General features: G+C 47.5%; 23 protein-coding genes. 22 read left to right on the top strand and 1 reads right to left on the bottom strand.

The genetic code is table 11. From position 1 onward, the window contains the following. Positions 1 to 39: 39 nt before the first annotated feature. The 19 genes from K5Q99_RS04875 to K5Q99_RS04790 all read left to right on the top strand — a co-directional run bounded on the left by K5Q99_RS04875 (position 40) and on the right by K5Q99_RS04790 (position 13,213). Positions 40 to 258, top strand: a complete 219-nt coding sequence (locus tag K5Q99_RS04875) for a helix-turn-helix transcriptional regulator (RefSeq protein WP_012586800.1) — start codon at positions 40 to 42, stop codon at positions 256 to 258. Then, the gene (locus K5Q99_RS04870) at positions 245 to 622 is read left to right on the top strand and encodes a hypothetical protein (RefSeq protein ID WP_220776203.1); all 378 of its coding nucleotides are present in this window, start codon (positions 245 to 247) and stop codon (positions 620 to 622) included. Before K5Q99_RS04875 ends, K5Q99_RS04870 begins: the two co-directional genes overlap by 14 nt. A gap of 8 nt (positions 623 to 630) precedes the next feature. Beyond that, complete coding sequence (orn, locus tag K5Q99_RS04865) at positions 631 to 1,245, top strand: oligoribonuclease (RefSeq protein ID WP_011847781.1); 615 nt, start codon at positions 631 to 633, stop codon at positions 1,243 to 1,245. Positions 1,246 to 2,165: 920 nt separating this feature from the next. Next, positions 2,166 to 2,699, top strand: a complete 534-nt coding sequence (locus K5Q99_RS04860; protein WP_220776202.1) for a lysozyme — start codon at positions 2,166 to 2,168, stop codon at positions 2,697 to 2,699. Further along, entirely contained in the window at positions 2,680 to 3,183 is a 504-nt protein-coding gene (locus K5Q99_RS22395; RefSeq protein ID WP_246604387.1) for a hypothetical protein, read from the top strand. Before K5Q99_RS04860 ends, K5Q99_RS22395 begins: the two co-directional genes overlap by 20 nt. Further along, complete coding sequence (gene lysC / locus K5Q99_RS22865) at positions 3,065 to 3,313, top strand: Rz1-like lysis system protein LysC (RefSeq protein ID WP_373317018.1); 249 nt, start codon at positions 3,065 to 3,067, stop codon at positions 3,311 to 3,313. Before K5Q99_RS22395 ends, lysC begins: the two co-directional genes overlap by 119 nt. Further along, positions 3,294 to 3,629: an HP1 family phage holin gene (locus K5Q99_RS04850; RefSeq protein ID WP_220776200.1), complete on the top strand. Its 336-nt coding sequence runs from the start codon at positions 3,294 to 3,296 to the stop codon at positions 3,627 to 3,629. Before lysC ends, K5Q99_RS04850 begins: the two co-directional genes overlap by 20 nt. Continuing rightward, positions 3,583 to 4,116, top strand: a complete 534-nt coding sequence (locus tag K5Q99_RS04845; protein WP_220776199.1) for a terminase small subunit — start codon at positions 3,583 to 3,585, stop codon at positions 4,114 to 4,116. Before K5Q99_RS04850 ends, K5Q99_RS04845 begins: the two co-directional genes overlap by 47 nt. Further along, positions 4,091 to 6,088, top strand: a complete 1,998-nt coding sequence (locus K5Q99_RS04840) for a phage terminase large subunit family protein (RefSeq protein ID WP_220776198.1) — start codon at positions 4,091 to 4,093, stop codon at positions 6,086 to 6,088. Before K5Q99_RS04845 ends, K5Q99_RS04840 begins: the two co-directional genes overlap by 26 nt. 28 nt (positions 6,089 to 6,116) lie before the next feature. Next, positions 6,117 to 6,323 carry a DUF6148 family protein gene (locus K5Q99_RS04835; RefSeq protein WP_220776197.1) on the top strand — a complete coding sequence of 69 codons (207 nt, stop codon included), beginning with the start codon at positions 6,117 to 6,119 and terminating at the stop codon, positions 6,321 to 6,323. Between the two features lie 68 nt (positions 6,324 to 6,391). Then, the gene (locus K5Q99_RS04830) at positions 6,392 to 7,969 is read left to right on the top strand and encodes a phage portal protein (RefSeq protein ID WP_220776196.1); all 1,578 of its coding nucleotides are present in this window, start codon (positions 6,392 to 6,394) and stop codon (positions 7,967 to 7,969) included. Further along, positions 7,875 to 9,953, top strand: a complete 2,079-nt coding sequence (locus tag K5Q99_RS04825; RefSeq protein WP_246604385.1) for a ClpP-like prohead protease/major capsid protein fusion protein — start codon at positions 7,875 to 7,877, stop codon at positions 9,951 to 9,953. The genes K5Q99_RS04830 and K5Q99_RS04825 overlap by 95 nt, the downstream gene beginning before the upstream one ends. Before the next feature lie 80 nt (positions 9,954 to 10,033). Next, on the top strand, positions 10,034 to 10,357 hold the full coding sequence (locus tag K5Q99_RS04820) for a DUF2190 family protein (protein WP_220776195.1): 324 nt from the start codon (positions 10,034 to 10,036) through the stop codon (positions 10,355 to 10,357). Beyond that, positions 10,350 to 10,688, top strand: a complete 339-nt coding sequence (locus tag K5Q99_RS04815) for a hypothetical protein (RefSeq protein ID WP_220776194.1) — start codon at positions 10,350 to 10,352, stop codon at positions 10,686 to 10,688. The genes K5Q99_RS04820 and K5Q99_RS04815 overlap by 8 nt, the downstream gene beginning before the upstream one ends. Positions 10,689 to 10,707: 19 nt before the next feature. Next, positions 10,708 to 11,265 carry a hypothetical protein gene (locus K5Q99_RS04810; protein ID WP_106649472.1) on the top strand — a complete coding sequence of 186 codons (558 nt, stop codon included), beginning with the start codon at positions 10,708 to 10,710 and terminating at the stop codon, positions 11,263 to 11,265. A 15-nt stretch (positions 11,266 to 11,280) separates the two neighbouring features. Next, positions 11,281 to 11,706, top strand: a complete 426-nt coding sequence (locus tag K5Q99_RS04805; protein WP_220776193.1) for a hypothetical protein — start codon at positions 11,281 to 11,283, stop codon at positions 11,704 to 11,706. Continuing rightward, positions 11,703 to 12,422: a phage tail tube protein gene (locus K5Q99_RS04800; RefSeq protein WP_220776192.1), complete on the top strand. Its 720-nt coding sequence runs from the start codon at positions 11,703 to 11,705 to the stop codon at positions 12,420 to 12,422. The genes K5Q99_RS04805 and K5Q99_RS04800 overlap by 4 nt, the downstream gene beginning before the upstream one ends. A gap of 115 nt (positions 12,423 to 12,537) precedes the next feature. Beyond that, entirely contained in the window at positions 12,538 to 12,924 is a 387-nt protein-coding gene (locus K5Q99_RS04795; RefSeq protein ID WP_106649475.1) for a type II toxin-antitoxin system RelE/ParE family toxin, read from the top strand. Beyond that, positions 12,908 to 13,213: a helix-turn-helix domain-containing protein gene (locus K5Q99_RS04790; RefSeq protein WP_012088290.1), complete on the top strand. Its 306-nt coding sequence runs from the start codon at positions 12,908 to 12,910 to the stop codon at positions 13,211 to 13,213. Before K5Q99_RS04795 ends, K5Q99_RS04790 begins: the two co-directional genes overlap by 17 nt. A gap of 83 nt (positions 13,214 to 13,296) precedes the next feature. Here K5Q99_RS04790 and K5Q99_RS04785 read toward each other — a convergent pair whose 3' ends face one another. Then, a complete protein-coding gene (locus K5Q99_RS04785) occupies positions 13,297 to 13,881 on the bottom strand; it encodes a Rha family transcriptional regulator (RefSeq protein WP_220776191.1) in 585 nt (194 codons plus the stop codon). 464 nt (positions 13,882 to 14,345) lie between these two features. Here K5Q99_RS04785 and K5Q99_RS04780 point away from each other — a divergent pair, with 464 nt between their 5' ends. The 3 genes from K5Q99_RS04780 to K5Q99_RS04770 are packed head-to-tail and all read left to right on the top strand — an operon-like array spanning position 14,346 to position 21,593. Beyond that, on the top strand, positions 14,346 to 18,737 hold the full coding sequence (locus tag K5Q99_RS04780) for a tape measure protein (RefSeq protein ID WP_220776190.1): 4,392 nt from the start codon (positions 14,346 to 14,348) through the stop codon (positions 18,735 to 18,737). Positions 18,738 to 18,775: 38 nt separating this feature from the next. Then, a complete protein-coding gene (locus K5Q99_RS04775; protein ID WP_106649478.1) occupies positions 18,776 to 19,147 on the top strand; it encodes a hypothetical protein in 372 nt (123 codons plus the stop codon). 7 nt (positions 19,148 to 19,154) lie between these two features. Then, on the top strand, positions 19,155 to 21,593 hold the full coding sequence (locus K5Q99_RS04770) for a hypothetical protein (RefSeq protein WP_220776189.1): 2,439 nt from the start codon (positions 19,155 to 19,157) through the stop codon (positions 21,591 to 21,593). The last annotated feature ends 9 nt before the right edge of the window (positions 21,594 to 21,602 follow it).

Here is a 21,602-nt window from a genome sequence, read left to right as displayed (position 1 = left end):
CTTACAAGAGTATGCAATGGCACTAAATAAGGTGGTTTTATGAGCAATCGGTCAGCAATCATTCTAAAAACTGGGCGTGGTATTAGGGGCTTTAGTCAGCATGAAGTGGCTGAGATTTACGGAGTGGATCGCCGTACTTATCAGCGATGGGAGAGCGGCAAAAGCAATGTTCCTTCTAACCATTTTCTTGCCATCTTGGATGATGTATTTCATTTATCGATTGAGCAGATCACGGAGGTAGCGAATGAGACCATCTAATTTAAGAGTGGCATTGGTTGCCGATGGGCGTGATGACTTGGTCAACATGAAAGCCCTGCGTGCTGGGCTCAATGCCTGGGGGCGTTATTGGGCGTTCCAAGAACTCGGTAAAGGTTTCACTAATCGCAGTGCTTGCGATAAGTTAGGCGAGGTGCAGGTTTATGGATGTGCGTTGGTTAGGGAGTTGAGCGTTCCTAAGCATGTGGTCCAGTTCGATAGGATGATTGAGCGGTTATCGCCAAACTGTATTCGGGCGATTCGTACCTGTTACGTGTGCAAAGGCCAGTGGGCATTGATGGGGTTCGACAGTAAGAAGTCGTATGTGTATTGGTTGAGAAGAGCAGAGATTCAATTAGCAAAGTGAGGTGGGTGATGGAGCAATTCTTTTTGTTTGGTGATTTAGAAACGGGTGGGCTGAACGGCCGCTTAGACAATGGGATGCTGGGTATGGAGTATTACCCTATCTTTGAGCTGGCCTTTATCGTGACTGATAGTGAGTTAAACCAAGTGGGTGAAGCGCTGCACGTTGTTGTGCATCAAGACGATGAACACATTGCAAGGTCACATGAGTGGGCGATAGATGTGCATACTAAGAGTGGGTTGTTAGCTGCTGTTCGTGCCTCATCAGTATCGTTAGCACAGGCTGAGCAGATGGTTATTGAACACCTGAAAGCACTGGGAATACCTAAGCATGACCGCAAAGCTAAGACTGGCGTGGTGTTTGCTGGTAACTCAATCATGTTTGATCGTTCGTTTATCATGTGCCAAATGCCTGAGCTTCATGAGTACATGCATTACAGGCAGCTAGACATATCAGCACTAGGGCTCGCAGCTAGAGCTTGGGCGCCTGAGGTAGAGCGTAATGCGATTAAGGCTAAGCAGTATCAGCATGAAGCCTTAGCCGATATTCGGGAGTCGATAGCGGAACTCAAGTACTATCGCGACGAGTTGTTTGGTTGTGAAATATCATCTTTGTCAATAGGTTAGGCGCGGCCTGTTCAAATGAGAATGGCTATCATCAGAGCTAGATGCGACCTATTATCATCACGGGTCCTTCCGGCTGCCTTCACTGCGGGGGCGGTGACGCGCAATGCTTCACTACATATGAGAATTTTGGGGAGGTTGGTTGTTGTTTTATGAGCCCTCTAAAATCCAAAGAAATTCAAGTAACAAAATTCTAACTTATCTTTATGATTTATATTAATTTTATTAAGTGTGTGTCTAGTGATTTTTGATGGTCATTTTTGCCGCCGAATATAACAACTTTGCCAGATCGTTTTTTGATCCTTCGCTCATCCGGTTTTCCCTTATCTGAATTTTTACGTGATGACCATTTTCTTGGCGTTGGGAATATGGTTCTTATGGTTCGTGTTACCTACCGCTGTAAATAGCTAAATCGGTTAAGTGATAAGTAAAATGTAAATTCAGACTAAATGTTTTTATCACTCAAATCACTTAAGTGATAAGTAAAACGATAAATCCTCTGTGATTAAGTTTTCACGTATCACATATTTACAAATTCCGAAACGGCACTTTTGTCGCTTTATGCGGCACATTTGCCGCTTTCAAGGCCCTTAAAATCGAGTACATTTGTATACGCTTGCTAAGGTTACATTTATTCAGTCGCACGTTATTTGTCTGCCAAGGGCTCCTTTTAGGGGCCCTTTTTATTTGTCGCCATTTCTTATTCGCAAACATCCAAATAGCTGTTCGTTAGCTAACCCCCGCTGAAAAAAAGCGGCCGCTGCAATGGTGGCCGTGGTGGGTATGTGTTGCCGTGGTGTTCGACATTCCGCTACGGACGTTGAAAGACACTAAAAACATCAGCAGTTAGAGGCGGCTACCTTCACCGTTGATCTAACCGTTGGCCGCGCTAAGGCTAACCTCATTTTAAAGGAGACTGACCTATGTCATTAAAGCAAAAGCTCATGGCACTGGGGCTTTCTTCTGCTGTCGCACTGGCGGGGGCTAATTTGATTGCCCCCGCTGAAGCGCCGAACGGCGAGCCCATTCTGCATACCTATCTTGATCCGGTGGATATTATCACCGCTTGCTTTGGCCACACTGGCCCCGAGCTTGAGAACAACCAGTTCTTTAGCGAGCAGCAATGCATTGAAATGTTCGCCAAGGATTTAGGCAAAGCCGATCGGCAGCTGCGGCGGCTAACGTATCCGGTGCAACTTACCGAAGGTGAACACGCTGCTTATCTCAGTCTGATTTATAACTTTGGCGCGGGTAATTTTCAAACCTCCACCTTGCGCAAGCTGTTACTGCGCGGCGAACGGGTGGCCGCTTGTTACCAGCTCACCGAGGCTTGCGGTAAACACGGTTGTAATGGGTTTGTCTATGCGCGTGGCATCAAGCAGCCTGGCTTAGTCGAACGCCGAGCAAAAGAGCAATCAATCTGCTTAAAGGATTTATATGTGGAACAAAATCATTAATGCCACGGGCTCGCTGCACCTGTATTTAATCGCCGCGCTCATCATAGTGATAACGCTACTTGGCCTTAGCCTTACCGCCGTTAAAGCTGACCTCGCGTTAAAAAACTCGCAGCTCGAAACTGCCGCCGTTAACCAGCGCATGCTGCAAGATGATCTCACCGTCGTTACCGATGAACTGCAAGCGCAGGCCATCGAACGTGACAGGCTCGCTAAGGATTACGCCTTTGCCTTAGCGCTCAATGAAAAAGCCGATAAAGCTAAGGCCGAGATTGATCGCCAGCTTGCTGATCAGCGAGCCGCCATTAAAAAACTAAGGACCTCAGCCAATGAACAAACCCGAAGTTGGGCTAATACTGCTGTGCCTGATGATGTTAAGCGGCTGCTCAAGCACGCCGCCTATTGCGCGCACCGTAGTCACCAAGCAGACCCAATATGTGTTACCGCCGCAATCATTAATGAGCCAGTGCCTGCCAGCCGAATGTAGCTCAGACGCTAATGCCGATCTGCCCGATTGCATCATTCAACTTTTAGCCGTGATCACCAAGTGTGATACCGATTTGCATAACATCGAAATATGGCGAAGGGAAAAACAGCATGAACAATCCATACATTAATGATGTTGCCACCCAAAAAGGGTTTACGTTGAGTGCCTATATATCGTCACTAATGAGCACATTGGGAGGTGTCTTTACTATGGATAAAGTGGCGATGTTAATTGGCGTATTACTCGCCTTCCTCACTTTTTTGGGCAACATTGCTTATCAAGAATTTCGCCGTCAACGTGAGCGCTTACAAGAAGAAAAAGACGAAAAGCGCAAACAAGAACTTCACGCCGCCGACATGCAACTGAAAGCCGCCCTGCTAAAACAAGTGGAGCATCCTAATGGCACGCATTCAACCATCACCACCCGAGCCTGTTCTACTGAGTAAAACCGACCTATGCAAAAGCCTTGAGATCAGCACCCAAGCGTTTGATAAGTGGGACGTGCCAGTGCACAGCAAGCGCGGCCGCGTGAGTTTATACAAAATGGCCGATGTGGTGGGTAACAGACTTGCCAACGAGCGCAAAAAAAACATCACTAAACCCGATGAAGATGATCCCGATAAGCCAGATATCGACTTCGAACGCTGGCGCTTAACTCGGGCACAAGCAATTGGGCAAGAGATTAAAAACGAAAAAGACCTCAAAGAAGTGGTCGAAGTTAGTTTTGCCACCTTTGTGCTAAATCGCATTGCTGCGCAAATTGCCCCAGTGCTTGATCAAATACACATACGGGTAAAACGCAAATTCCCCGACATTCCAGAACGCACAATCGACGCTATCAAAGCGGAGGTGATTAAAAGCCAAAACACCGCCGCCGATCTTGCGGAGGGCATAGAGGGTTTATTAGATGAGTATATCGGCCGCGCAGATTAAAAATCTGAAAGCCGCCGTTGCTGCTGGGCTGCGTTCGTTCTATCGGCCACCCATGCTCACCTGTTCTGAATACGCCGACGAGCACTTTTACATGTCGTCGGAGTCCTCTTACACCGAGGGCAAGTGGGAAAGTTTACCGTTTCAAATTGGCATTCTTAATGCCATGGGTAACGACCAAATCAGCACGCTTAACTTAATGAAGTCAGCGCGTGTCGGTTACACCAAAATGCTGATGGCAAACGCTGCTTACAAGATTGAGCACAAAAAGCGCAACGTGCTGATCTATCAGCCTCGTGATGGTCAAGCCAAAACCTTCATGAAAAAGCACGTTGAAACAGCGATTCGTGATATTCCCGTTTGGCGCGCGCTTGCACCTTGGATGGGGCGCAAACATAAAGACAGCACCCTAGAAGATAAAATATTCACCAATGGCAAAACGCTGATGGTGCGCGGTGGTACCGCTGCCGCTAACTATCGCGAAATCTCCACCGATGATGTGATCTACGATGAGCTAGCGGGTTTTGATGAATCCATCGAGCACGAAGGTAACGCCACATCGCTTGGTGACACTCGTATCGAACTGTCGATGTTCCCTAAGTCGATCCGCGGTTCAACGCCTAAAGTGCTCGGTACCTGCCAGATTGAAAAAGCCTGCAGCGAATCACCGCACTATTTTAAGTTCAACGTGCCTTGCCCGCACTGCGATGAATTGCAGGATTTAAAGTGGGGTGGCCCTGAAGAAGCCTTTGGTATTAAGTGGCACAAAAATGCCAAGGGTGAGCACGATCCAAGCACAGCCTATTATCTGTGTGAGCATTGTGGTTGCTGTATCGAAAACAATCAGCTCGACGATATGGAGCTGCACCCCAGCGCAGTGTGGATATGCGAAAACACCGACATCCGCACAAAAGACTTTTTAGACTTTTATGATGCCGACGGAAACGACATCACCACGCCGCCCAATATCTCGATTCATATCTGGTCGGCCTATAACTCGCTCAACAGCTGGGCGAAACTGGTTACTGAGTTCTTTAAAGCCAAAGGCGATAAAGAAAAGCTGCAGACTTTCGTCAACACTAAGCTAGGCCAACCGTGGGATAACGACAACGGCGAGCGCTTAGAGTGGGAAGAATTAGCGAAGCGCCGCGAAATGTACCCGAGTGGCAAAGTGCCTAACTGGGTGGTGTATTTAACCGCGGGTATCGACACCCAAGACGACCGTTATGAGGGCCGCATTTGGGGCTGGGGCGCGGGTAAAGAGGCGGCATTAATCGACCGCTTTATTTTATACGGCGACCCAGCAAGCCAAGTATTAAAAGACAAAGTGGCTGAGCGTATCGCTAAAAGTTATGCCCGTGCCGATGGGGTTGTGCTCAATATTGGTGTCGCGGGTTGGGACTCTGGCGGCCACTACACCGATGACGTGTACGCTATGAGTAAAAAGCTTGGGCTAATGCGGGTGATCCCCATTAGAGGTGCCAACGTTTACGGTAAGCCGATCGCCAACTTCCCTCGCAAGCGAACCGCCAAAGGTGTGTACTTAACCGAGGTCGGTACCGACAACGCCAAAGAGTTGTTGATGTCGATGTTACGGATTGCCCCAGATGTAGACGTGCGCAAGCCTGGTGCGATTCACTTTCCGTTAAACGAAGCGGTTTGTGATGACGTTGAGTTGCAACAGCTCACCAGCGAACGCAAGGTGCCGGTGCGCCAAAACGGACGGATCATCTATAAATGGGACAACCAAAAGCGCCGCAACGAGGCACTAGATTGTTTCGTTTACGCCTTGGCCGCGCTGTATATCGCGATAGAAAAATTCGGCATCAACCTCGACAAACTTTCACAAGTTACCCCGATAGCCATATCAAGCGACCAACCCAAAGAACCTAAACCCAAAGCCGCAAAACAGGCCAATGCGAATGCGGCTTACCTAAATGGTGGCGGTGGTGGCAGTTCTGGCGGTTGGCTGTAGTCAATGCCATAAAGCCAAGGATAACAGCATGACCCAAACCCAATGCCAACAGATGATCGATGCGTACTTTCAGGCCGAGCTTGATGTGTTGGCAGGCAAGCAAACCACGATCAACGGCAAGACGATGACCACCGAGGACCTAGGTGAAATTCGCAAAGGTCGGCTTGAGTGGGAGCGCCGTTTAAATGCCTTTAGCCGTCCACAGGGCGGCGTCAAGTTAGCGAGTTTTGGATAAAAAGGCCCTAGGAAAAGCAGGCTCTAGGCCCTAGAACCTAGAAGCTAGAACCTTCTTTAAGGATTATCATGAGCATTATCAATGATGCGCTGGCGATATTTGCCCCGCGTTTAGCATTACAGCGTGAAGCGGCCACAATGAGCTACCGCAACCTGAAAGGGTATGAAGCCGCCAGCCCAAGCCGCACGCATCGCGCTAAAAAGGAAAGTCGCGGGGCAAACCAAGCGGTATTTGCGGCAGGTAAAAGCCTGCGTGAGCAAGCGCGCTGGTTAGACGAAAATCATGATCTCAGTATCGGCATTCTCGACCGGATGGAAGAACGGGTGATCGGTGCCCAAGGGATTGTGGTTGAACCGCAGCCGCGCAGTATTAGCGGTGAAATCCTTGATGACTTAGCTAACGATATTCAACGCCGTTTCGGTGCATGGTCGCTTAAGTGTGATGTGACTGGCCGCTTTAGTCGTCCTGAATTAGAGCGTTTGGTGTTACGTAGCGCCCTGCGTGATGGTGATGTATTCGGCCAGCATGTGATGGGTAAAGTGGAAAAGTTCGGCCACCCCAACGAGCAAGGCACTCAATACAGCATTGAAGCGTTAGAGGCCGACTTTATCCCCTACGAGTTAAACGAACCAGCAAAGCGGGTACGCCAAGGGCTTGAGGTTAACGGCTGGGGCCAAGTTGTTAACTATCACGTATTGCTCGATCACCCCGCTGATCAGGTTGGCTTTCGCTACAAAACTAAAGCGGTACCCGCATCGAGCATGATGCACTTAGGCTTGTTCAAACGCCTGCACCAGCTGCGCGGCGTGTCGTTATTCCACGGCATTTTAACCCGCCTTGGCGATATTAAAGACTATGAGGAATCTGAGCGAGTAGCGGCTCGGATTGCGGCCGCGCTGGCGTTCTACATCAAGCGTGGTGATGCCGCCATGTTTGTTCCTGACTCAAGTAGTGAATCGTCAAGCCGCGAAATCCCCATTGCCCCTGGCATGACCTTCGATGATCTCAAGCCCGGTGAAGATGTGGGCATGATTGAATCCAATCGGCCTAATGTGCACTTAGTTGATTTTCGTAACGGCCAATTAAAAGCCGCCGCAGCCGGTACCCGTGGCAGTTATTCCAGCATTGCCCGTGACTACAACGGCAGTTATTCAAGCCAGCGCCAAGAGCTGGTTGAGCAAGACGAATCGAACCGCATTATGCAGCAATGGTTTTGTGCTGGCTGGTCGCGCCCTGTGTTCCGCAACTTCTTAAAAATGGAAATGCTCAACAAGCAGGACCCATTAGTGCTACCGCCAGATATCGACATGCGCACCTTATTTGATGCCGTGTACTACGGGCCCACCATGCCATGGATTGACCCACGCAAAGAGGCCGAAGGCTGGGAAATGATGATCGCTGCCAACGTCGCAACCGAGGCCGATTGGACTCGCGCCCGTGGCCGTAATCCTGCAGAAGTAAAACGTCAGCGTAAGCGTGAGGTGGATTACAACCGCGAAAACCACATGGTCACGGCCAATGACCCCGACCCCTCGCTAGGAGATCCTAACAGTGAAAAAGACCCCAATAGCATCAGCAATGCTAAGCGCAATGCTGCCAAGCGGAACGCTGATCGCGCCGCAAGGCAACAGTCAGACCGCGAGTAATGAAAAGCGCGGCTTCTACAGTATGAAAGCCGCCGCTGGCGGTGTGGCTGAATTGATTTTATATGGTGATGTTGGCTGGGACTTTACCGCCAAACAAATTGCTACAGATTTACGGGCAATGGGAAAAATCACCCAGCTCAAAGCCTACATCCAATCCGGTGGCGGTGATGTGATTGATGGCATGGCTATCTATAACATCCTCGCACGGTGGCCTTGCCAAAAGTCAATTTGTATTGAGTCTATCGCCGCTTCAATGGCCAGTGTGATTTGCATGGCTTTTGATGTAGTCATCATGCCATCAAATGCCTTTTTGATGATCCATAGCAATTGGGGCGGCGCAGTTGGAACGGCAGAGGACTTACGCGAATACGCCGATTTGTTAGACAAATGGCGTGCCAGCATGGGCAAGGCTTATCAAGACAAAGCCAAAGGCAAATTGAGTGAAGAACAGCTAGCTCAATTCTTTAAAGCAGACACTTGGTTAAGTGCTCAAGAAGCCGTAGCGCTTGGGTTGGCTGACCAAATTATTGAACCGTTGCAGCTAGCTGCATCCATAGATCCAAAACGACTCCAGGAGTACGAAAACATGCCTGAAAAACTGAAAGCTTTATTTGCAATGCAGGGTAATACCTCTATTCCTGCTCCTGCGCCAATTGCTGCACCTAATGCTCAACTTCCTGCACCTGCACCGCTTCCAGCTCAACCTGATGCGGCCACCATTCAAGCGGCTGCGATTGCGTTTAATACTCAGCGTATGACCGGCATTAATGCCGCGTTCGCTGCGTTCCCGCAATTGGCTGATCTGAAGAATGAGTGTTTAGCGGATGCCAACATCAATGCTGACATTGCCAAAGACCGCATTTTGGCAAAGTTGGGTGAAAACACTACGCCGTGCGCCGTGCAGCCTAAAAGTGTCATTATTCATGCCAGCAACGGTAACATCGTGGGTGATTCAATTCGTGCTCAGTTAATGGCGCGTTCCGGCCATACAAAAGCTGAAGCTAGCAACAACTATTCGAGCTACACCATGCTTGAGTTGGCGCGCGCCTCACTGTTAGATCGCGGTATCGGCTGCGCTGGATTCAACAAAATGGATATGGTCGGCTTAGCCTTTACCCACAGCTCAAGCGACTTTGGCAATATCCTGTTAGATGTAGCTAATAAATCAGTGTTAATGGGCTGGGAAACCGCCGAAGAAACCTTCGAGCGTTGGACCAAAAAAGGTCAACTAGGCAACTTTAATATCGCCAAACGTATCGGCCTTGGTGACTTTAATAGCCTACGCCAAGTACGGGAAGGTGCGGAATACAAGTACGTCACCGTTGGCGACCATGCGCAACAAATCGCGCTGGCTACCTATGGCGAGTTGTTCAGCATTACTCGTCAGGCCATTATCAACGACGATATGAGTATGTTGACTGATATCCCAATGAAAATGGGCTTTGCCGCCAAAGGTACCATTGGTGATTTGGTATATGCGGTATTAACCAAAAACCCCCCAATGGCTGATGGAAAAACGCTGTTCCATAATGAACACGGCAACTTAGGTTCCGGTGCGCCAAGTGTGGCGGCCCTCGATGCTAACCGCATGTTAATGCGCAAGCAAAAATCGGGTAATCGCCCCCTGAATATTCGCCCTGAGTTTGTACTGTGCCCTGTAGCGCTTGAAACCACGTTTAACCAGATCATTAAGTCCAGTTCTGTTAAAGGTGCCGATGTGAATTCAGGTATTGCTAACCCAATCCAAAACTTTGCCGAAGTGATTGCTGAGCCTCGTTTAGATGATAACAGCACGGTGCAGTGGTTCCTTTCTGCGGGCCAAGGCCGCGACACCATTGAGGTGGCTTACCTTGATGGCATCGACACGCCTTACATTGAGCAGCAACAAGGCTTCACTATCGACGGCGTAGCCACCAAAGTGCGTATCGATGCGGGTGTGGCACCACTTGATTACCGTGGATTGGTGAAATCAACAGGCGTGTAAACAGCGCTAAACCGACATAAATGGGCTATCAAACGATAGCCCTTTTTTATTCAGTTTTGTTTTTAAGCAGGAACACTCTCATGAAAAATTATGTGCAAGATGGCAAGACCATCAGCTTTACGCCCACAGCCGCGGTTGCCAGTGGTGAAGCGGTATTACTGGCTACATTGTTAGTTGTGGCGATTGGCGCCATTGCCGCCGATACCGAAGGTACAGGCGTCACCGAAGGCGTGTTTGAGCTCCCTAAAAAATCCACAGATGCGGTCGCTTTAGGTGTTGATCTGTATTGGGACGACACCGAAAAAGAACTGACCACCACCGCCACCGACAATACCAAAGTCGGTAAGGCGTGGTTGGCAGCTGGCAATGGCGCCGAAACCGTCTGGGTGAAGATCAATGCCTAACGTTGGCAACCACTTTGCCGAACGCGTGCGGGGTAAAATGGTGCGGCTTTTTCAGCGTTTGGCTGATCCGTGTCTTTTTACCCCAAGCGATGGTTCAGCGCCTTTTACTCGCCTGGTGAGTTTGGATGATAACGGTGCCGAAATTGCGGCCTCGTCTAATGAATATATTCCCGAGCTAATCAGTCGTGCCGAGTTTTTACAATCCGAAGGGGCGGTAAATTCGGGTGATGAGTTTGCGATAGGTGAGGGCGCTAGCGTCCAGCAAGGACGCCTCACCCAAAGGGTAAGCATGGATTCAGTCAGCGTAACCTTTATCTATATTCCGCTTTAGCGACCATCGGAGCTCAGCTATGGCAAAAATAAAAATTGAAGGGCTTAAAGAAGTCACTAATGAACTAAACCGCATCCGCAATCAGATAACGCCAAATATCAATAAGGCGCTTGCGGATACTGGACCATTTGCCAAGAAAATGGCTGTGAATGCTATTTTCAATAAATATGGTTTTAAATCCAGAGATTACATTGATGAAAACATGACCTTCAGTGTAAATCCTAGTGATTTAAATGTATTTATATCAGCCCGTTATGAGCCAAGTTCGTTAAATAACTTTGCACTTAAAATGAACAAAGGCTTTATGGTCAACACATTAAGGAATCAAAAGATTTGGTTCAAAGGTGCATTTACCGTTATTGGCTTTAACAATAATACAGTGATGTTTTCTCGCAAACGCGGCGATAACTCTTGGCGCACTCTTAAAAAAGAAGAAGCTATAAAAGCGAATACGAAGGTGCCAAAACCACTCTATGGTCCGTCCGTTGCGGGTAGTTTTAGAAGTGTGCTACCAGACATTGAAGCACCAATTATTAAGCATCTACGCGAACGCTACGGCCACCACGCTAGCCGTTAACTAAGAGGCAACTCCATGATCCAAGCAATCTTAGACCGCCTCGCGCTGGTTGACGGCGCCACTGTGCGTGAAGGTTTTTATGTGCAGTCCATTGCCAAAGAAAGCAAATTCATCTTTTTGCAGCCGTATACCGATGCCTTTGACGCTAAAAATGGCATTGATAAATATAAGGATGATCTAGTGCTGCAAGTGGTTGCTGGCGTAAAACTCGCTAAAAATCCGCAACCAACCAGTGAGCTAATCAACCTCGTGCGCGCTATCCGTGAAGCCTTTTATAAAGATGAACGCTTCCCTGAAAAACCTAGCTGGTTACCCTCGGTGATCAGCTTTAAAGAGACTGAGCCCTGCAAGTACATCATGCCCGAAGCCCATGAAGAACACGGCCTAGCGGTGTTCACCCTATCCCTTGTTAATACCGTTAAATTTGGAGACTCACTATGAGTGAAATAGTAACCGAAAGTTACATCGGCTCAGCGATCGTCTATATCGATGGCCGTGACTGTGGCAACGTGAGCGGCGTAAAGCTCGCTATCGAACAAGAAACCAAATCCTTGCCCAACTACCGTGGTGGTGGGGGTTATGCCGATGAAGTCACGTTGATTAAATCCGTAAAATTAAGTTCAACCTTTTACGATTTTAATAACGAAAACTTAGCGTTAGCTATGCGCGGTAAGATTGATGTATTAACTGCAACACCCGTTGCAGATGAAGAAATTATCGCTGTGCTCGATGGCTTAGCGCAAACCGCAAAAATGATTGATACCAGTATCGCCCCTGTTGTTAAAAATGAAGCGGGTGATGTGACTTATGTACTTGATGAAGATTATGTTGTCAGTGCCGCAGGTATCCGCGCGTTATCGACTGGCGCCATTACAGCAGGCCAAACATTAACCATTGGCTACACCAGCCAAGCGGGTAATGCGTTGCAGGCATTAACGGAATCAGGCAAAACGGTCAGTGTGGTTGTTGACGGTATTAACGACTCAACCGGTAAACCGTGGATGCTGAAGTTTTATAAGTGGAAGCCCACACCCACATCAGGCTTAGACTTGATCGGTACCGATTACGGTAGCTTCGATATTGAAGGTGCTGTACTCGCTGACAGCTCAATCGTTGCCACGGGTAAGTCTAAGTTCTTCGTCCGTAGCGCAGCATAAAATTAGGTTGTTACTAGGCCAGCCCATTTCGTTTGGGCTAGCCTAGTTATTGTACATATCTCCTCTCGGTGCTAATATGTTTTTATAGGACATAGTGCTACAGTTAGGAATAATAGTGGGGCGCATATTTAAAACCGCAGAATTTACATCATGGGCAAATGATGAAGGCCTTGAAGATACAGCATTAATACTAGCAGTTACCGAAATGGATAACGGTTTAATCGATGCCAAACTGGGTGGCTGCGTGGTCAAAAAACGGGTACCTAGGCTGAATCAGGGTAAAAGCAGTGGTTTTAGGACATTGATTGCGTTTCGCTCTGAAGACAAAGCTTTTTACATGTTTGGTTTTGCTAAAAATGAACGCGATAATATTACTAAAACCGAAAAAGCCGTGCTGTTAGAATTAGCTAAATTATTATTGAGTTACAACAACACTCAGTTAGCTAAAGCAATAAAAGATAAAGAGTTATACGAGGTAATAAGAAATGAGCCGCTTACTTAAGTCATTACATAATACCGCCCAAGGGTTACATGCATCTGGTCTCATGCCGCCAGAAACCATGCGCAAGTTTGACGCGCTTTGCTTACCTGAGCTAGCAGAGTTTTCTGCCGCTGACATAAAAGAGTTGCGTACGAGTAACAAGGTAAGCCAGCCTGTGTTTGCACAATATTTAAATGTATCGTTATCAAGCGTACAAAAGTGGGAGCAAGGTAAGCGACACCCCGATGGCCCCGCATTAAAGTTGCTAAATATCGTCAAAAAACAGGGCGTAGAGATCTTAATGAGTTAGCAATACTGCTAAGTCAGACAACAGTGCAAACAAAAAATGGCTACCCAACGGTAGCCATTTTTTATGGGCGTTTAACTGTCGCTTTACCCTAGCCGTGCTTGCTCGCGGCCAATGCGTGCGATACAGGCGATTTGTTGGTTAGCGGCTTCGCTAATTTCGATTAACTGCTCAAGGGATAAAAAGCGTGGTTCGCGGATATAGTTGACCAGCTTATCGCGCCGAGTGACAAACTGATCATCATCGATGGGCTGCGAGCTGACAATTTTACCGCCTTCCCATGTAAATAACATGCGTTGACGTTCAAACGGGCTTTGGGTGCGGGAGAGGCGGGCTTGGGCTTCGTTAAAGGCATTAATGAAGTTAATCTTGAGTTCGGCGGCTTTGGCACCCGTAAACCCCATGACTAAAAACATAAAGCCGTCTTTGGTCAGTTGGTAACACTTTAAATCGCGTGTTGCAGTGCCAACTTGTTGATTTTGCACGTTGGCTCGAAAATGAGCTGATGTAAATTCGCTGGGAGCCTCAACAAGGATCTCTTCAATTTTACGCAAAACATTTTTATGCATTTTGCCAAAATAATCGGCAACGATCAGCGAGCTAGTAATGGTTTGCTGGCCGTTAATGAATACCAGTTGTGCGGGGGTGTTTTTAGGCTGTTGTAGGTTCATGGGTGACACTCCTGTGATCGAGAGTAATCATCACAAAACAAGGTCAATTGTTTGGTGATGAGCTGAACAGGATTGACCTTACCGTCACAGGAACGGCGCACCGAAGTGCTCCCACCCAGCTCACCATAGAAGTGGTGCGCCAAGTCACGCAATAAAAAACCAGCACTAGGCTGGCGACATTACTGCGCCTGTGTATTGCGAGAGGTCAATCTCGGCAGTGGATTTTGCCAATGCCGAAATAGTATCGCCCCGCTAAGGCGCGTTTGTCAATTTTACTTATCAGTTAACTGATTTAAAGCGGTGGGCTGAACAAGGTTCGCACTACCGCCACAGGAAGCGGCCACCATTATGTGCCTTATCCAACCCACCTAATCCCTGAGTTTACAAACTAATTGGTTGTGGTCGAGACATTTCGATCACAGGCGTTTTCGTGCGCGCGTTTTATTTCTACTAGAGGCCAAGCCATGAGTTTTAAAGATCAAGTCATCAATCTCATCATCCAAGGCCGCGACTTGTTCTCAAGCGAAGCCGAAAAGTCCGAGAAAGCTTTACAAGATCTTGGGCTACAAAGCGAAAAGCTCAACGAGCAACTTGATGATCTTAAGCAGCAGCAAGAAGCGATCAAAGCCATTGATTCATTAAGTGCGGCCATTAAAAAAGGCGAGCGTAATTATGTCGATAACGCCCAAGCGCTGGAGAAATTAAAGCAAGAGCAAAAACAAGCCACCGCTGAGGCAAAAAAGCTTGAAAAGTCACAAATTGAGGCGGCTAGCTCAACGGCTAAACTCGAAGCTGAATACAGCCAAACGGTTGCCGAACTTAGTAAATACGATGCTCAGCTTGCTACCGCTCGCGCTGAGGTTGAGCGCTTAACCGCAACGCAAGATAAAGGCGCTCAGGCCAGTAAAGACCAAGCGCAAGCCCTTGCTGCTGCGAATGCCGATTTACAACAACTCGAAACGGCGCAAAAAAATACTGCAACCAGTGCCAACCAACTGGCGACTGAGCTTGAGCAAGAACGCATTGAGCTTAAGCAATTAAGTAGCGAAGTTGATCAGGCTGGCCAGAAAAAGGCCGAGTATGCGCTTAAGGTTAAGGGCGCGCGCACTGAGTTAAATCAACTCGGCTCTAGCCTTGGCCGCAACAAGGCGGAGTTAGACAAACAACAAACCGTGCTGAATAAAGCCGGTATTGATATGAACAAGCTGGCTGATGCCAGCAAAGACTTAAAGACCCAAGAAGCCGCCGCTGAAATTGCGCTAAAGGGCGTAAACGATAAGCTTGCTCGCCACAATAAATTGCTCGATGAAAGCAAAAAATCATCGAGTGATTTTGGCGGTAGCATTAAAGCCGCCACGGGCTCACTCATTGCTATGGCTAGCGCGTATGTGGGCGTCGATAGGCTATGGGATAGTTTAAAATCAATCCTTACCGCAGGCGATAAAGCCAAAGCCTTTAGCGCCCAAATGACGGCCATGATGGGCAGCATTGCTGCAGGTGAGCAAGCAACGGCGTGGATTAAGGATTTTGCTAACCGCACAGGTACCGAGTTAGAAGGTGCCAAACTTGCCTTTGCTAAGTTAAAGACCTTTGGCATCGACCCCATGAATGGGGCCTTGCAATCGATGGTTGATTACAACGCTAAGCTTGGCGGTAGTCAGGAGGATTTAGAGGGCATTATTCTTGCGGTCGGCCAAGCGTGGGCTAAACAAAAATTTCAAGGTGAAGAAATCCTGCAGTTGGTAGAACGCGGCGTGCCCGTGTGGGATTTACTGCAAAAAGTCACAGGTAAAAATACGCTCGAGTTAAGCAAGCTGAGTGAGGCGGGTAAGCTTGGCCGTGATGTGATGCAGCAACTGTTTGACGAAATGGGCAAGCAAGCCAATGGTCAAGCTGCGCTGAGTCTTGAACGCCTTGGCGGTCAGATTAATTTAATTTCGAATAAATGGACTGAGTTTAAGCAGATCATTGCTGATTCTGGGGCTTATCAAGTTGCTGTTGATCTACTTAAAGACCTCAATACTAAGTTTGATGAATTAAATAAGAACGGAAAAATAAAACAAGCCGCGCAGGATATCAGCGATTTCTTTTCCAGCATTCTAAAGGATGGTGGCGAAAGCCTTAAAGGCATGTTGGAAAACATTACTGCCTTTGCTACTGGGCTTAATGTGGTGGCGGGTAGTATCAGGTTAGTATTCAATGGAATTACTGCTGGTTTTTCGCTTATTGGGGCGGCTTCTGCGGGTTTACTGTCATTATTCCCTCAGTTAATGGCTAAAATACTTAGTGTTTTTGGCGACAATAAGTTATCAAATTTCTTTCAGTCAGTTGCAGATGGCTTTCTTTCAATATCCAAAGGTTTAATTAACCAAGTCGAACAAGACTCAAAAGACGTTGCAGCATCTCTTAAGCAGATGGGGTTTGATATTCGGCAGGACTCAGATAAGACTGCAGAAACTCAAGTTAAAAATTCAAATATAATTCAGTCAGCTATTTTAGAGCAGATGAGTCTGCAAGCTACTGCTCGTGAAGGTGAGAAACAAGCCGCCGAATTGGCAAGTGAGCAAGCCAAACGAGAAGTCGAGTTGTGGTTATCTCGCAAAACTGCGGCAGAAGATCATTTCAATGCAGTGCGCAATGCGGGGAAGTCTTCTGCTGAAGATGTCGCAACTGCTCAAAAATTACTGGTTGATACATTAAAAGGTTTGAGTGATGCGCAATCTGCGCAGGAAAAAACAACGACAGGCTTGGCTGATGCAAATACTAAACTTGGCTTTGCGACACAAGTTTTAAAAGAGGAACAAAATCAGTTAGCGCAAGAGGCATTAACAAAAGTACGTGAAGCATTTATCACGGGTAAAGCCTCTGCTGAACAATATAAAAAAGCACAAGATGATGCGAGTAAAGCGACTCAAGAGCTTTCAAAAGCGCAGGCTGATGCATTATTAACCGCCGATGAACTTGCTAAAAAGCAAGCTGAAGATTCTGTAAAAGTTAAAGAGTCTATAAAGACAGAGCTGGATTTAAAAAGGGAGTTACAGCAACAAAACGTTAATGATGCTCAAGCAGATGTTGAACGTACTGCGGCTTTAGTGCTCACATGGGAAGAACGAACCAAAGCGGCTAAAAAGCATTATAGCGACTTGCAAAGTGTTGGCACTACGACTGTTGCCGAGCTTGATGCCGCCCAGATTGCGCTTGAAAACTCTACGCTTCGACTTGGGCAAGTACAGGACGAGCTAAAACAAAAGCAAGATGGACTTGCTACTTCTACCGAAAATCTTAAAAACATCACCATTAATGGTTTGATTGAACAGCGCGAAACGGCAGAGCGTGAGCTCGCGGGTGTTCGGGTTGCTTTTTCTCGTGGGCAAGCTTCAGTTGAGGACTATAAGTCTGCTCAAGTAAAACTTGAAAAAGCTACCGATGCTGTAAAAGAAGCGCAAAAAGGACAAAAGGTCACCACTAAAGATTTAGAGTTGGCACATACTGCTGCGACAAGAAAAACGGTCGAAGGTTTAAAAGCACAAGAAAAGGCGGCTAAAGAAACCTTTGAAACTATGGTGCAAAAAGCAAAGGATGGTGAAGCTTCTACTGAAGATCTTAATAAAGCCTTTCTTGAATACGCCAAAGTTGCGATTCAAGCGGCGGGGGCAAGTGATGAGCAAGTCGATGCCAGTATTCGTCAACAAGCCGCAGCGTTAGGGTTAGGCAAAGATCTTGATACGCTTATTGAACAGTATAAGCGTTTAAAAGATGCGCAATCTGGCCTAGGTGATAACACTCAACAAACGGCTGATAATGTACAAAAGGGTTCTACAGAAATCGGCACCACCATATCTAATACTATGGATACTGTTGTTAAGTCAGCAGAGCAAGCAGGAGTGGGCTTGCAGTCTATTGCTCAATACTTTGCCGATATTGGTACCGCCGTTTATGACAACGTTAAAGCCTTAAGTGATGGTGCTGCGCGTTACTTCAACACCATTGTTTATGGTGTGCAGAACGTGAAAAAGGAGTTTGGTGATCTTGGCCAAGTCGAAAACGAAATAGAACGTTTAACGGGTGTTATCTATGAGCTTGATAACACGTTGGCTAAAACGGTTGATTTTGTCGGGCTTCGCACCTGGGCACTTGAAACCGAGAAAGCCGGCAAGATTGCCGAACGTGCCTATTACCGCCAAAAGCTTGAACTGCTTAATCTAGTGGATGCGCTCGATAATACCGATAAAGCAAATCTTAGTATTATCAACAGCGCAACACGAGCAACTAAAGCGCTTGATCTAGTGAATGATCAAGATATGTCTTTGCTCACTTCTGCACTGGCCAGCGCCAAACAGCGCATGGACTCTCTGCGCGATAGTGCCGAGTCTACGCTTAAGTCGCTGCAGGATGAGCTTGATGGCTACCTTGGCCGCCAAGATGAAATAGAAAAACGCCGCTATCAGGAACAAGTCGCCGATCTTAAAGAGCAACTCGCCGCTGCTGAACGTACAGGCGATAAGCAGCTTATTGCCGATTTACATGAAGCAGAGCGAACGCTAAAGCAAGTTTATGAGTTCCGCACTGCCGAAATTAAAACTCAGCAAGCCGCCGATAAGCAAAGTGCCGCCGAGGCGAAGAAGCAAGCCGAAGCCAGTGCTGTAACGGCTAAGACTGCGGCTCAAACTCAAGCAACCGCAACCGTTAACACGCAAGTCAATACCCAAACCAGCACGCAATCTGTGGCTAACACTTCAGACATGCAAGTGCTGCAACTGCAGGTGGGTAACAGCACGTTTAATGCCCAAATGAAGCGCAGCCTAGTCACCGAATTGATGAACGAGATCAAACGTCTGCAATCGGTTGGCGGTTAGCCAATCCTGTTATTCGTCCCATTTAATTAAAGGTCCCTATGACAACCATCGATAGCATCGATATCGCGGTGGATTTGCTGTGGCTAAACCGCGACAACACGCCCCGCGTTGCGGCCAATATGAAGCGTGCCTTAAACGGTGCGCCTTTGGTGCAGCAAACCATTATTCCAGCCGGTATTGCCATGGAGTTAGGCACCAAATCGGGATGGATGCTGCGCACTGAGTTTGAACAATTAAAAGCCCATGCCGCCATTACGTTAACCGCCTTCACGTTGGCCTATGAAGGCACCAGTTACAACGTGGTTTGGGATAACACTGCAGGCTCACCCATAACGGGTGAAGATTTATTTGACGAAGTTGGCGGGTTTGAAAAGCTCACTAACGTGGTTCTTAAGTTTCTGACTTTATAGGCCGTTTATGACTATTTCCCGTTTAGATTTAAAAGTATTTAAACCTGAGCAATTGGGCTCAAGTGATGATGCGGGTGGACAACGTACTAAGCTGGCGGTTGAGTCTGGCAAGCTTAACGAACTGTTTCGCGCTATTTCTGACATAGATCACGCGCAATCTGCGGTTGATATTGTGAAGTGTTACCCTGCACTAGACACCCCTGATACATCGATTTTGCTCGATGGTCATGTGTTTATCAGCAAAAAGCCAACCGATGATCTGGTCAGTTTGTTGATCGCCGAGGCCGCCACGCTTGATGATGCTGACCGAATGACCGATATGGTTGAGATTCTAGAATCTTCCGTTCGTGCTGGCCAGTTGATCCGCAATCGCTTGATTGGCTTTTTGGAAGGGCAAGACACGTTTCCTAAGTCATATCTGCAATCTAGTTATCTATTTAATGGCACTGAGTATTGGTCGAACGTCACATTACTGCAGGGACAAACCGTTGTTATTTCTGTTGAGTATCCTGGCGCCGAAAGTGCACTTTACCCACGGTTTGAGCATTTCTGCCAAATTCAAGAAACGGTCACTGGTGGTCCCACAGGCATAGTGAAGTTTAAACCTGCCATTCCGTTTATCACACCTAACTACGATATAACAATCAACGGTGAGTCGGGCTGCACTAAGTTACGCTACACCAGTGATAACGATGGCATTAAATATCATGGCGTAACCAAACTTACTGCGGCCTCAACAACCAACACTTTGGCTGTTGAATCAACGCAAACTGAATTGCTGCCAAAAGTAAAAACGGTTAATCCACTCACAGGTAAAAGTATTGTTGAGGGTGGCAGTGGTGACGTGCCAAGTACCGTTATCAAAAACAATGTTTCTCAACCTTATATTTATGGTCAGTACACTTACATTTTTGATGTGCCAGATATTTTAGATAATGACTTTGTTAATGAGGTACTGGGTTTTAAGCCGCGCCTGACGGCCTCAAATTTTTCCTATTGGAATATCAGCGTCACAGGGACAACAGTCACAGCCAATACCACCTCTAACTTACCAGGTGTCGATACGCTGACAATTGAATACGTCTCCGCTGCAAAATATGGAGTGTATAGCAGCGAAACCGCATTTCCTGATTTTAAAAAGATATCACTCGGTACCACTAAAATGGTGCTGACATTCTTAAACACTGCCCATGGCAGCGTGAGCATGATAGAAACGTCTAGCGGTAACTTCGTCAGTGGTGGTGTGCGTTTGGTACAGCTTGACTACCATACTGGCGCAGTCACTAAGTTCCTTGATGCCCGTGGTGACTTCACTGTGCATTATGACTGTTTGATTGAGGAATCGACGTCCTCAGCTAATACCGTCAGCTTTGCGTTAGCCACCGATAGCCCAATTTATGACACCTTTTATGTCACCATTAGCAACGCTGCAGGTGACACCCTGTTATCGGGCTCAAGTGACAACGCAGGTGTGATCACCGGCTTAGGTATTAACGGCAATATCACGGATGCAAATGTGCAGCTCACCTTTAGCCAAGCTGTAGATTTAACCACGCTGCGCTATGACATTAGTGAGACTGTCACACTATCACCACCACCAGAACTGTATGGCCTTAATCCATTACGGATTAAGAACGGCGGTGTGGTGAATGCGTTTACTGCTTGGAATACCGTATCTGTACAGCATACTGAATTACAAGTGGTAAGCAGTCCTGCGCCAGCCCAAACCTACAACGCTCGCGCCAATGCGCGCTTTGTTGATATTACCGATGCTGAGGGTAAATCACTTTGGACGCTGGCTAATACCCATTACACATGGGTTAAAGCAACAGGTGTTGTCACTCTCAATAGCGATTTTACGGGCTTTACCGCGCCATTCATTCTCACCGATACCATTGGCGAAATTGCGCTAGTGACAGACGTACAAGAGCAAGCCTTAATCCTCGCTGCCCCTCTGAGCCAAAGCTATCCCATTGGTGCCAATGTATCGAGTGTGCAAAATTTGGGAGACTTACAGGCCCGTATCGGCACAGTGCGGGATATGACGGCATGGGCTAACAATTGGGATCTTGATGGTTCACCTGCCACAGGCAACATGAATACTGTTGATTTCCCAATTGAGGTACGTAACGACACGGCAGTAAACGAGGACTGGGTGTTGATCTTCACCTCAGCAACCGCATTCCGTTGTGTTGGTCGCCGCCTCGGTCAAATTGCCACTGGCGACACGCTTAATGACTTTGCCCCCGTTAACCCGCTAACCCTGCAGCCGTACTTTATTATTCGTTCCGGCGCATTTGGTGGCGGCTGGCAAGCAGGCGAGGCCATTCGGTTTATGAGTTATGCCGCGAGTAAACCCGTGATGCTATTGCGCACAGTGCAAAGCGGTCACAGTCAAATCACCACCGACCGTGCCGTGCTCGCGTTCCGTGGCAACGAATCTTAATAAGCTGAT

It is taken from the genome of Shewanella hafniensis, from assembly GCF_019655335.1.
Classification (GTDB): Bacteria; Pseudomonadota; Gammaproteobacteria; order Enterobacterales; family Shewanellaceae; genus Shewanella; species Shewanella hafniensis.
This window is presented reverse-complemented; position numbering and strand designations above follow the sequence as displayed.

What these genes read in the sequence shown, in the direction of transcription:
- K5Q99_RS04875 (WP_012586800.1), top strand. Translation starts at nt 40, where the DNA reads ATGAGCAATCGGTCAGCAATCATTCTAAAAACTGGGCGTGGTATTAGG.
- K5Q99_RS04870 (WP_220776203.1), top strand. Translation starts at nt 245, where the DNA reads ATGAGACCATCTAATTTAAGAGTGGCATTGGTTGCCGATGGGCGTGAT.
- orn (WP_011847781.1), top strand. Translation starts at nt 631, where the DNA reads ATGGAGCAATTCTTTTTGTTTGGTGATTTAGAAACGGGTGGGCTGAAC.
- K5Q99_RS04860 (WP_220776202.1), top strand. Translation starts at nt 2,166, where the DNA reads ATGTCATTAAAGCAAAAGCTCATGGCACTGGGGCTTTCTTCTGCTGTC.
- K5Q99_RS22395 (WP_246604387.1), top strand. Translation starts at nt 2,680, where the DNA reads ATGTGGAACAAAATCATTAATGCCACGGGCTCGCTGCACCTGTATTTA.
- lysC (WP_373317018.1), top strand. Translation starts at nt 3,065, where the DNA reads ATGATGTTAAGCGGCTGCTCAAGCACGCCGCCTATTGCGCGCACCGTA.
- K5Q99_RS04850 (WP_220776200.1), top strand. Translation starts at nt 3,294, where the DNA reads ATGAACAATCCATACATTAATGATGTTGCCACCCAAAAAGGGTTTACG.
- K5Q99_RS04845 (WP_220776199.1), top strand. Translation starts at nt 3,583, where the DNA reads ATGGCACGCATTCAACCATCACCACCCGAGCCTGTTCTACTGAGTAAA.
- K5Q99_RS04840 (WP_220776198.1), top strand. Translation starts at nt 4,091, where the DNA reads ATGAGTATATCGGCCGCGCAGATTAAAAATCTGAAAGCCGCCGTTGCT.
- K5Q99_RS04835 (WP_220776197.1), top strand. Translation starts at nt 6,117, where the DNA reads ATGACCCAAACCCAATGCCAACAGATGATCGATGCGTACTTTCAGGCC.
- K5Q99_RS04830 (WP_220776196.1), top strand. Translation starts at nt 6,392, where the DNA reads ATGAGCATTATCAATGATGCGCTGGCGATATTTGCCCCGCGTTTAGCA.
- K5Q99_RS04820 (WP_220776195.1), top strand. Translation starts at nt 10,034, where the DNA reads ATGAAAAATTATGTGCAAGATGGCAAGACCATCAGCTTTACGCCCACA.
- K5Q99_RS04815 (WP_220776194.1), top strand. Translation starts at nt 10,350, where the DNA reads ATGCCTAACGTTGGCAACCACTTTGCCGAACGCGTGCGGGGTAAAATG.
- K5Q99_RS04810 (WP_106649472.1), top strand. Translation starts at nt 10,708, where the DNA reads ATGGCAAAAATAAAAATTGAAGGGCTTAAAGAAGTCACTAATGAACTA.
- K5Q99_RS04805 (WP_220776193.1), top strand. Translation starts at nt 11,281, where the DNA reads ATGATCCAAGCAATCTTAGACCGCCTCGCGCTGGTTGACGGCGCCACT.
- K5Q99_RS04800 (WP_220776192.1), top strand. Translation starts at nt 11,703, where the DNA reads ATGAGTGAAATAGTAACCGAAAGTTACATCGGCTCAGCGATCGTCTAT.
- K5Q99_RS04790 (WP_012088290.1), top strand. Translation starts at nt 12,908, where the DNA reads ATGAGCCGCTTACTTAAGTCATTACATAATACCGCCCAAGGGTTACAT.
- K5Q99_RS04785 (WP_220776191.1), bottom strand. Translation starts at nt 13,881, where the DNA reads ATGAACCTACAACAGCCTAAAAACACCCCCGCACAACTGGTATTCATT.
- K5Q99_RS04780 (WP_220776190.1), top strand. Translation starts at nt 14,346, where the DNA reads ATGAGTTTTAAAGATCAAGTCATCAATCTCATCATCCAAGGCCGCGAC.
- K5Q99_RS04775 (WP_106649478.1), top strand. Translation starts at nt 18,776, where the DNA reads ATGACAACCATCGATAGCATCGATATCGCGGTGGATTTGCTGTGGCTA.
- K5Q99_RS04770 (WP_220776189.1), top strand. Translation starts at nt 19,155, where the DNA reads ATGACTATTTCCCGTTTAGATTTAAAAGTATTTAAACCTGAGCAATTG.